Genomic DNA, 10,835 nt, shown 5'->3' with positions numbered 1-10,835 from the left:
TATGGCCATCACAGAAACTATTTTTCATTTATGCAAAAGCCAGAGGCAGAGGGGGTTACAGGCCATTCACTCAGTCAGTGAGGACCGCCAGCACGGTGCGATGCGGACAGGTGGTGTCCGATATTAACAAAGCGGCAACATTAAACGGTCACTGCAGTTGCGTGAGCATCGCTTCCGCCATCACCCACAGTGCCCGGTTAAGTTTCACGTCCCCGTCTATACCGCGAACGGCACGGGTATGTGACCGTCCTCCTTTGGCATTACGGCCACTGAGCCCACCCTTAATCAGGTTCTCCTGAATACGCTGGTACGTGGTCCACAGGTCGCTACTCTCATCCTGCCAGCGGCGCGGGGAGAGGATCTGCGACTCAGTCACCGGCTGGTGGTCCTCACCAAAGCGGTACGTCAGCGCGGCTTTTGCCAGTGCCTGCTGCGCAGGTGGTGGCAACAGCAACGACTGCATCGCATCCCGCTTCTCCTCCACACGGTCAAAAATGCCCAGCACTTCATAGGCCCCCTCAATCACCTGACTCACTACATCGCCTTTGTGCGGCACACGCACCTCGCCAAATGACTCACCGCAGACGAGCCCGTTCTGACAAACCGCACGAAATAAACCCGGCAACATCTGGTACGAACTGGTGCCATCATGGGAGTTGAGCAGGATAATTTCTGGTACCTGTTTACCGGTAATCTGCCCCTCCCGACGAAGGCGTAGCATGTGTTTTGTGTGCTCGCGTCGACCCGGGTCGCGTACCCGGGTCTGACAGGCAAAGAACGGCTGGAAGCCTTCGCGCTGCAGGCTGTCCAGCAGGGATATGGTGGGTATATAGGTATAACGCTCACTACGGGATGCGTGTTTGTCCTCACTGAATACACTGGGCACCACGCGAAACAGCTCTTCGCGGGTTAACGGGCGGTCGCGACGAATAAGGTTTGCTGCGCCAAAGCGCGAAGCCAGACGGGTCATAAGCAGACTCCTCATAACGGGAAAACAAATAAAAGGGATCCCCGTCGCATCGGCGACAGGGTCAGGGAAATAACAGGAATGGGTTAAATATTCAGAAGAAGAAATCCCAGACGGCGCGGGCCACTGACACCACGGTGTTGCGCACGGCCTGAATGACGGCCCGCACCGGGGCGGGTATCAGGGGAAAGGCACTGATGCTATCGAGTACAGCACCGACGGTTTCACCAAAGTCGCTACGAGCCTGCTCCCGGACTACCGTCGTGCGAAAGGAAGACTGGAGTTGCGACACTACCGGGCTGGTGGCCTCACGTGGCAGGCACTTAATCATTCGCTCGGCCATCACCTTAAGCCCCCATTGTAGACGGACCGACACAGCACACACCGGATGTACGGGCTGGAACAGCTCATGCAGCAGACAGATTTTGCGGCTGATATTCTGCTTCTGCGCCGTGGACAATAGTCCCTCACCGCTGGTGGGTTCGGCCTTATCCGACTGGCTGATCACAAACAGTACTTTATGCCGGTATGCCTCCCCAATTACCTGATGATAAAAGTGCTCATCCACTGCCAGTGCGCGGTCATCGGCTTTAATGAGCCACAGCACCAGGTCGAGGCGAGGAAGCTGTTCGCGGTACAGCGCAGCATACTCGGTATCGCGAGCGCCACTTTCACCCACACCGGGCAGGTCCACCAGCGTCATAAACCGCTCACCAACCTGCAGCCGAAAGCGCAGTGGCTCACGGGTACAGGCAGCAACATCGCTGACTGGCGATACCTCACTGGCAAACAGGGCATTACACAGGCTGGATTTCCCGGCTCCGGATTTACCCATAATGCCGATCACTGGCTCGTAGCGGGTTAACTGATTTATCTGCTGCAATATACGTTCAGATACCCATTGTGGCAGACCATCAAGCGACTGCTGAAACGGCTTCAAACCTTCAGAATTGTTCATTACTACTCCTCTGAAAAATAATACAAAAACGGCAGAATCGTGAGATTCCGCCGTTAGTCGGGTATGTTCAGAAGAATGATATATGTCTGAAAATAATTTGAATTAAGGTAAGCGTTAAACAGCTGCCGCCTGTGATCCCGGCCCCTAAGTCGTTAGGTTATTCTGCCCCCCTCATCCTCAGGCCCGATCAGTGGATAAGGGCAAATTGTCCGAGGGGCGATAGGGCATTGGGCAGTAAGGTTTTATAGTTGTTAGGCATTAATCTAACGTTGTAGAAACATCGGCTAATACGATGACTGTCTACGTTTGAAACGTCATCTCTTGCTTTTACATAAATATTAATGTCGATTATCATCAATTTGATTATAATCATGGCACTTTATTGATTACCGTATTAAATTTTTATTTTTCCCTATAGTGATGATTCATGCCTAGTCCCCCTTGTAAGCGGCTTGACGACTTGAGTCAGGTCCAGCGCGAACGGCTGGCCTACATCGATTTTCGGCTTTACTTCTTCGGTGAGATCGGTCGCCCAGATCTGATTGAGCGCTTTGGCGTTGCTCCAGCAGGAGCGACTCGCGATTTGGCTTTGTACCGGGAGATCGCTCCGAATAACATCACCTTTGATGGTAGCGACAAGATCTATCGTATCGGGCAGGCGTTCTCTCCGTTGTTCGAGCACGCATCGCAGCGTGTTCTGTCGGCGCTGGCTCTGGGCTTTGGCGATGGCGTGAATGGCCCAATGCAGGCGTTGCTACCCTGTGAATCCCCCACAGCCCTGAGCATACCCAAGATGGATGTGTTGGCCGTGATTTGTCGAGCCATCCACTCCAAGCGCCCCGTCGCCATCCGCTACCACTCGATGAGCAGCGGAAAGTCCGAACGGGTCATTGTGCCCTTTGCTTTGGTAGATACCGGCCTGCGCTGGCACGCCCGGGCCTTTGATCGCAAGAGTGGAGAGTTTCGGGATTTCGTCGTCACCCGCATCGAAGCGCCAACATTGCTTGAAGAGGTTCCGCAGGCCAACGAACGACCGGATAATGATATCCAGTGGACGCGCATCGTTGAGTTGGATTTCGTGCCGCACCCACGTGTTGAACGCCCCGAAATCATCGAGATGGACTACGGGATGACCGGTGGCTCGATTAGGATGTACGTTCGTGCAGCGGTGGCAGGCTATATGTTGCAGCGCTGGCGTGTTGACTGCTCACCCGATCATTGCCTAAATGGACCGGAGTACCGTTTATGGCTCAAAGATCATCTCGCGATCTACGGCGTGAAAAACGCCTTACTGGCACCAGGCTATAGCACCTCTATAAAGGCTGACTCTTGATGGAACTGATCGACAATATCAATCGCCTGCTCGGAGACGACCTAAAGCAGACGCTCAAACCCGGTGCTCGCCTGAAGATCGCCGCCTCCTGCTTTTCGATGTACGCGTTTGAAGCGCTAAAAGCAGAGCTGGAAAAAATCGACGAGCTGCAATTCATCTTTACCTCGCCGACGTTCACCGCCAATGAAGTAACCGACAAGATTCGTAAGGAACGCAAAGAATTCCACATACCGAAGGCTGACCGCGAACGTAGTCTGTACGGTAGTGAGTTCGAAATTCAGCTGCGCAACAAACTGACCCAGCGCGCAATTGCAAAAGAGTGTGCGGACTGGATGCGGCGTAAGACAACATTCAAGTCCAATCGCAGCAAGGCTCCGATGCAGCAGTTTGCTTGTGTTCAGGCCGCCGCCGCAGAGACTGCCTACATGCCACTGCACGGATTTACGGCCGTCGATCTTGGCTACCAGCAAGGCAATGCTGTTTCAAACCTCGTCAACAAAATGGACGAGTCGACGTTTACGGCGACCTACCTCAATCTGTTTAACCAGATCTGGCAAGATCCTGAGAAGCTGGAGGATGTAACGGCGCAGATCTGCGACCACATTGCATCCGTCTACCAGGAAAACTCGCCTGAAAGTATCTACTTCCTGATGCTCTATAACATCTTCAATGAGTTTCTGGACGACCTCAACGAGGATGTCCTGCCCAATGACCGCACGGGCTATCAAGACACGCTCATCTGGAACAAACTCTTCAATTACCAGAAAGATGCTGCCACTGGGATCATCAACAAACTTGAAAACTACAGCGGTTGCATCCTGGCCGACAGCGTGGGCTTGGGCAAAACCTTCACCGCACTTGCCGTCGTAAAGTATTACGAACTGCGCAACAAGTCAGTTCTGGTGTTATGCCCCAAAAAACTTGCGGGCAACTGGCTGAACTATAACCGCAACCTTAAGACCAACATATTTGCTCGCGACCGGTTCAGCTACGACGTGCTTTGTCATACTGACCTCAGCCGTACGAGCGGCGAGTCGTTTGGAACACCATTGAATCGCATCAACTGGGGCAACTACGACCTCGTCGTCATCGACGAGTCACACAACTTCCGCAACAATGACGCCTACAAAGACAAGGAAACCCGCTACCAGATACTGATGAACAAGGTCATCAAGGAGGGCGTGAAAACCAAAGTGCTGATGCTTTCGGCCACCCCGGTGAACAACCGCTTCAATGACCTGCGCAACCAATTGGCACTAGCCTACGAAGGCGATTCAGAAAACCTCAGCAAGAAGCTGCGTACCAGCAAGACGGTAGAAGACATTTTCCGTGGTGCGCAGGCCAGCTTCAATGCATGGGCAAAGCTTCCGCCGGAAGAGCGCACAGCGCGAGCCATCCTGGACTCGTTGGACTTCGACTTCTTCGAATTGCTCGACAGCGTCACCATCGCACGCTCGCGCAAGCATATTCAAACCTTCTACGACACCACGGAGATCGGCCAATTCCCCGAGCGCCGCAAGCCCTTGTCGTTCCACTGTCCGCTCACGCAGCGAACGGATGTGATGAGTTTCAACGAAATCTTCGAGCAACTGTCTTTGCTCCGGCTCGCCGTTTACGCCCCGATCAGCTACATCCTGCCCAGTCGGCTCAAGAAGTACGAGGAGATGTATGACACTCAGGTCGAAGGCAAGGGCAAGCTTAAGCAAGTCGATCGCGAAAAGAGCCTGCAGGCATTAATGACGACCAACCTGCTCAAGCGCCTGGAAAGTTCGATTGAGTCCTTCCGCTTGACGCTCCAGTCCCTGCGCACGAACCTCACAAATACACTGGACAAGATCAGCTCGTTCAATCACACCGGTGACCTCAGCGGTATTAACGGCAGAATCAATGACCTGACCGAGCAGTTGGAAAACCTTGACGCAGACGACGACTTGCCCAACATTGGCGACAGCGAGATCGGCGGCAAAGTCAAAATCAGCCTCGCCGATATGGACCTGCCTTCATGGGAGCACGAGCTGAAGGTCGATCTGGAAATCATTGATGCCTTGCTGACGTCGATGAATAAGATCACAGCTGCCGATGATGCTAAGCTGCAGCACGTAAAGGCACTGATCCTGAAGAAGATCACAGCACCCCTGAATCCCGGTAACAAGAAGGTACTGATCTTCACCGCCTTCGCCGACACCGCTGACTATCTGTATGCCAATTTGGCTCCGGAATTGCTGGCAACACATACCTTGCACAGCGCGAAAGTCACCGGCAAGGGTGCGCCAAAATGCACGCTGAAGAAGAGCTATGACTTCCAGGAACTGCTCACCCTTTTCTCGCCTCACTCGAAGGAGAAAGCCACCGTGCTGCCAAATGAGGAGGCAGAGATCGATTTGTTGATCGGCACCGATTGTATCTCTGAAGGCCAGAATCTGCAGGACTGCGACTATCTTATCAACTACGACATCCACTGGAATCCAGTGCGCATCATCCAGCGCTTCGGCCGAGTGGATCGCATCGGTTCACTTAATAGCAGCATCCAACTGGTTAACTACTGGCCAGACATCTCACTCGACGAATATATCAATCTGAAGGAACGAGTTGAGAGCCGGATGATGATTGCTGATGTCACAGCCACTGGCGATGACAACGTGCTGAGTGCTCAAGCCAACGACGTGTCTTATCGCAAAGAGCAATTGCGACGTCTGCAGGAGGAGGTTATTGAGCTGGAAGACCTGAAAACCGGAGTGTCGATCACTGATCTCGGGCTCAATGACTTCCGAATGGACTTGCTCAACTATGTGAAGGCTAATGGCGAATTGAGCAACGTGCCAAGCGGGATGCACGCCGTAGTGTCTGCTAAGCCGGAGATGGGCCTGCGCCCTGGTGTGATCTTCACGCTGCGCAACCGCAATCCGAGCGTCAACGTCAGTCAACACAACCGGCTGCACCCTTACTACCTCGTCTATATCAATCGCGAGGGTGAAGTCATTCACGATCACACCGAAGTCAAACGTTTACTGGATCTGGTACGCACTTGCTGCAAGGGACAAGCCCAGCCTATTACAGATGCCTGTCTGCTATTCAACGAGGAAACGGCCGATGGCCGCAAGATGCAGGTGTATTCGGACCTGCTTGGCAAGGCCATCCGCTCAATGATTGAAGTGAAAGAAGAGAAGGATCTGGACAGCCTCTTCTGCGGCGGTAAGACCACCGCGCTGGTCAATACCATCGCCGGGCTGGACGACTTCGAACTGCTCACCTTCCTTATCATTCAGGAGGCCGGATGAGTCAATCTGCGCGATTTGAGTCGAATACCGCGTTCATCAATTATCCGAAGCAGGCTGTCTTTGGTCGTACCCTGCCAAAGAATAAGATCTACGAACACAGCGGCGCCAATACGAGGCTGAAGGACTTGTTCGTCGAGCAGGTGGAGCAGATCGTCTGGCAATACAAGTTGGCTCCGGAAACGATCAACCTGCCCGCCAGGCTGGGAGTACCAGAGCTTCAGATTTTCTCAATCCAGCTCAAGGCATCGGAGCTGAATCTGGACGTTTTGCGTTGCATCGATGGCGCAGTGCAGTTTCCCATTATCTTCGAGCTGAGCTTTGATGGCCGAACAAAGGTGATCGCTGCGTACAAACGCCCCAATGAGTCAGACGCCAGCCGTTGGGTCTTGAGTGACTACTTTGCAACAGCCTGGTTGCCGAGTGACTGTGAGCGCGCCGCCATGCCCTTAGCACTCGACTTGGGCGGCTTGTATGAGCAGTTGCTTCACAGCCTGATCTCCACGCCCGCGCGCCTACAAGAAAGTCTCGCGGATTTGGTCGCACGTGTCGAACTGGTTGCAGCCAAGGAACGTGAGGTTGAAAAAATAGCCAGCAGACTTGCCAAAGAAAAACAATTCAACCGCAAGGTAGAGATCAACGCCAAACTGCGAATGTTGAAAATAGAACTGGAAGAACTCAAACATTGATAGATCACAACAGGTATAAGGGAATAAAACTGAAATGAAGATTCAATCCGTTCGCATCAAAAACTTCCGGGCACTCAAAGACGTCACGATTCCCTTCGACTCCGTTACGACATTCATAGGGCCGAACGGCGCTGGCAAGTCGACAGTGCTACATGCACTCGATTGGTTCTTCAACGGCAAGCCCGGCTCGCTGACAGAGAAAGACTGCTCCTTTGGAGAAGCTAGCGAAGACATCGAGGTGCAAGTCACATTCGCAGATCTCACCGAAAAGGATCGGGAGGCGCTTGGTAAGTACACTCCAGAGGGCGCAGCTACATTCACGGCGTGGAAGCGCCGTTCAGCTGACGGCACCGATGTGCTCTCTGCAAACGCAAAGGGATTCCCAGAGTTCAACGTAATCAAAACTGCAAATGGCGTAGCGGCGAAGAGGGAGCTTTATACAAATCTCAGAACTAGTCGTCCAGAGCTGGAGCTTCCTACAGCCACTACCGGTACAGCCATTGACCAGGCAATGACTACCTGGGAGGCATCACATACAGAGTTACTCGTAGACGCCCCCGAATCGCTGCAAACCAACTTCTTTGGTTTCAACAGCGGCGGCAAGATGAGCGGCCTCTTCGATTTTGTGCTGGTGACTGCAGACCTTCGTGCAAGCGAAGAGTCCATTGACGGTAAATCGAGCATCATCGGACGCATCCTGGAACGCTCCGTTGATCGTGCAGCGGCAGATCAGGAGATTGCGGCAATCGTCGAGGAGTCCAGAGCAAAGCAGCAGAAAGTCTACGAAGAGAAATTCCAAGCCCAGCTTAAGGTGATGACGACGCAGCTTAACGAGGTTGTTTGCTCATACTCACCCGGTCGGGCGGTCACGGTTTCTCCCGCAGAGGTAGAGCTCAAAGCCCCCAAGACCACGTTCGAAGTATCCGTGCTCGATGGTACAACCGAAACAGCGGTAGAGCGACAGGGGCATGGTTTTCAGCGGACTATTCTGATCTCGGCGCTCCAGCTCTTGGCACAATCGGGAGCAGCTTCAGCCGACGGAGTCATCTGTTTAGCAATTGAAGAACCTGAGCTCTTTCAGCACCCGATTCAGGCACAGGCGTTTGCAAAAGTGCTCCGCTCACTTGTTGAAGACCCCGACAAGTGTATCCAAGTAACCTATGCAACGCACAGCCCTTATTTCCTTGAGGCCCGCCATTTTGATCATGTCAGGAGATTGACGCGATCATCTGGAGAGACTCCGACTGTGACTATCCACTTTGCCTCCATTGATGATGTGAAGACCAGGCTGCACCAGATAGTAAATGGTGATGTTGTCGAACGTCAGTTAGATGGCATCGTTTCAGAGCAACTGGCTGTAGCCCTCTTTGCCCATCGCGCTTTTCTTGTGGAGGGTACCACCGAGTCATCGGTGTTCCACGGTATAGGCGACAAAATATCTCATGGTGCGCTTGAAGCCGCTGGTATTTCCATTGTCCCAGTCGGAGGCAAGACGTCGATTCCTCTTGTCCATGCCATCCTGTCCGCACTCGGTATCCCGGTTTATGCGCTTTTCGATGCTGACAGAGCATGTGCGGCGCGAGCAAAAGCCAAAGGAAAACAGCAAAACAAGATCGATGAAGAACTTGCAAAAAATGCCCGAGAAAACCGGACAGCTCTGAAATACTTCGGTATTGCTGAAGAAGATTTTCCGGAAGCTGTCGTAGGCGACACAGTCGCCATTTTTGAAGACCATCTGGAATCATTTCTCGTAGCCAACTGGCCTGAGTGGCTAGCTGCTTGCAGTGAAATCGAGATTGCCACAGGTATTAGTCTCTCGAAGAACCAACTCGCATACCGCACGGCGACACTCAAATCCGCAGGGGCGGTGCCAGAGATGCTCCAGCAAATTTTGGCCAAGGTAGAAGGAAAATGACTATGCATGAAATCATCTGCCCCCATTGCGGCAAGGCTTTCAAGATTGATGAAGCTGGTTACTCAGACATTCTGAAACAGGTTCGCGATGCTGACTTTGAGAAGCAGTTACATGAACGCCTTGAGCTGGCCGAAAGGGACAAGCAAAATGCGGTCGAGCTGGCTCAAGCCAAGGTTACCAGCGAATTGCAGAAGGCTGCTTCTGAAAAAGATGCCGAAATCCAGGCATTAAAGGCTAGGCTGGATGCAGGAGAGGTGGCGCAAAAGCTTGCTGTCAGTGAGGCGCTGAGCGCGGTAGAAAAAGATCGCGATGCACTGAGGAACGCGCTGGAAAAAGCAAAGCAAGAGATTGAAACTAAAGCTCAACTGGCCGAGGCGAAGCGATTAAGTGAGCTACAGCAAGCCGAGGCCACCAAGGATGCGGAGATTCAGCGTCTGCAGGCCAAGCTTGCAGCGGGCGAAGTTACACAAAAGCTCGCGCTCACCGAAGCGGTCAGCGTGGTGACGAAGGAGCGTGACGAACTCAAGAACGGACTAGAGCGAGCAGCATTGGAAAAGCAACTTGCCGAGACTGCACTCAAAGATAAATACGAAACACAGCTTAAAGATCGCGATGGTGAGATTGTACGTCTGCGGGACATGAAGGCACGGCTGTCGACCAAGATGATTGGGGAAACCCTGGAGCAGCATTGCGAGATTGAGTTTAACCGTCTCCGAGCCACCGCATTCCCAATGGCCTACTTCGAAAAAGACAACGACGTTCGCACCGGCAGCAAGGGCGACTACATCTTCCGGGACATGGATGATGCAGGCACCGAGATCGTCTCGATCATGTTCGAGATGAAGAACGAAGGCGACGAAACAGCAACCAAGAAGAAAAACGAAGACTTCTTCAAGGAGCTCGACAAGGACCGCACCGAAAAAGGTTGCGAATACGCCGTGCTGGTTTCCCTGCTGGAGCCAGACAGTGAACTTTACAACGCTGGGATCGTTGATGTGTTTCACCGCTACCCGAAGATGTATGTCGTTCGGCCTCAGTTCTTCATCCCCATCATCACGCTACTACGCAATGCAGCGATGAAGTCACTTCAATACAAGTCCGAGCTGGCGCTGGTGAAGGCGCAGAACATCGACATCACCCAATTTGAAACCCAGCTCGATGACTTCAAGACCGCATTCGGTCGCAACTGGCGTTTGGCTTCAGATGGGTTTGAAGAAGCGGTCAAGCGCATCGACGAAGCCATCAAGGACCTTGAAAAGACCAAAGAAGCCCTGCACAAGTCCGCCAACAATCTTCGGCTTGCCAACGATAAAGCCGAAGACCTGACGGTCAAGCGACTCACGCGCGGCAACCCAACGATGGCTGCCAAATTTGCCGAGCTCAAACACCAAAACAATTCTGACGCCGAATAAAACCAGCCCAGAAAGAATTAGGACGCCGCGCAACAGTGCGACGTCCAGAGGAAAAGAACATGGAAAAGCTAAAAATGCATTCACCAAATCTCACGCAGGACAACATCGCCCGCATTCGCGATCTGTTTCCAGGCTGCATCACCGAAGCCAAGGGCGAAGACGGCAGTGTGAAACTGGCGGTGGATTTTGACCAACTGCGGCAGGAGCTTGCTGAGTCGATTGTGGAAGGACCGCAAGAACGCTACCACCTGAACTGGCCCGGTAAGCGCGAAGCCTTGCTCGCGGC

Annotated in this window: 7 protein-coding genes and 1 pseudogene; 6 read left to right on the top strand and 2 right to left on the bottom strand. The window is 52.9% G+C overall.

Annotated elements, in window-relative coordinates; all coding sequences use genetic code 11:
- Positions 1-148: 148 nt before the first annotated feature.
- Complete coding sequence (locus RDN66_RS19040) at positions 149-970, bottom strand: DUF932 domain-containing protein (RefSeq protein WP_008324532.1); 822 nt, start codon at positions 968-970, stop codon at positions 149-151.
- Positions 971-1,061: 91 nt separating this feature from the next.
- The gene (locus RDN66_RS19035) at positions 1,062-1,925 is read right to left on the bottom strand and encodes a GTPase family protein (RefSeq protein ID WP_016243835.1); all 864 of its coding nucleotides are present in this window, start codon (positions 1,923-1,925) and stop codon (positions 1,062-1,064) included.
- 427 nt (positions 1,926-2,352) lie between these two features.
- On the opposite strand from RDN66_RS19035, the gene RDN66_RS19030 reads away from it, so the two are divergent.
- The 6 genes and pseudogenes from RDN66_RS19030 to RDN66_RS19005 all read left to right on the top strand — a co-directional run.
- Entirely contained in the window at positions 2,353-3,258 is a 906-nt protein-coding gene (locus tag RDN66_RS19030) for a YafY family protein (protein ID WP_016243836.1), read from the top strand.
- The gene (locus RDN66_RS19025; protein WP_016243837.1) at positions 3,258-6,536 is read left to right on the top strand and encodes a helicase-related protein; all 3,279 of its coding nucleotides are present in this window, start codon (positions 3,258-3,260) and stop codon (positions 6,534-6,536) included. The genes RDN66_RS19030 and RDN66_RS19025 overlap by 1 nt, the downstream gene beginning before the upstream one ends.
- A complete protein-coding gene (locus RDN66_RS19020) occupies positions 6,533-7,222 on the top strand; it encodes a DUF4391 domain-containing protein (RefSeq protein ID WP_047749108.1) in 690 nt (229 codons plus the stop codon). The genes RDN66_RS19025 and RDN66_RS19020 overlap by 4 nt, the downstream gene beginning before the upstream one ends.
- Positions 7,223-7,256: 34 nt before the next feature.
- Entirely contained in the window at positions 7,257-9,137 is a 1,881-nt protein-coding gene (locus RDN66_RS19015) for an ATP-dependent endonuclease (protein WP_016243774.1), read from the top strand.
- Positions 9,138-9,139: 2 nt separating this feature from the next.
- Positions 9,140-10,549 carry a DUF2130 domain-containing protein gene (locus RDN66_RS19010; protein WP_016243773.1) on the top strand — a complete coding sequence of 470 codons (1,410 nt, stop codon included), beginning with the start codon at positions 9,140-9,142 and terminating at the stop codon, positions 10,547-10,549.
- Positions 10,550-10,608: 59 nt separating this feature from the next.
- A pseudogene (locus RDN66_RS19005) lies at positions 10,609-10,835 on the top strand (site-specific DNA-methyltransferase); the annotation flags it as partial.

Origin of the sequence: uncultured Kluyvera sp., assembly GCF_902485085.1 — a bacterium.
GTDB classification, from domain to species: domain Bacteria; phylum Pseudomonadota; class Gammaproteobacteria; order Enterobacterales; family Enterobacteriaceae; genus Kluyvera; species Kluyvera ascorbata.
Note: the sequence above shows the minus strand (reverse complement) of the source record. Positions and strands in the feature narration are given on the sequence as shown.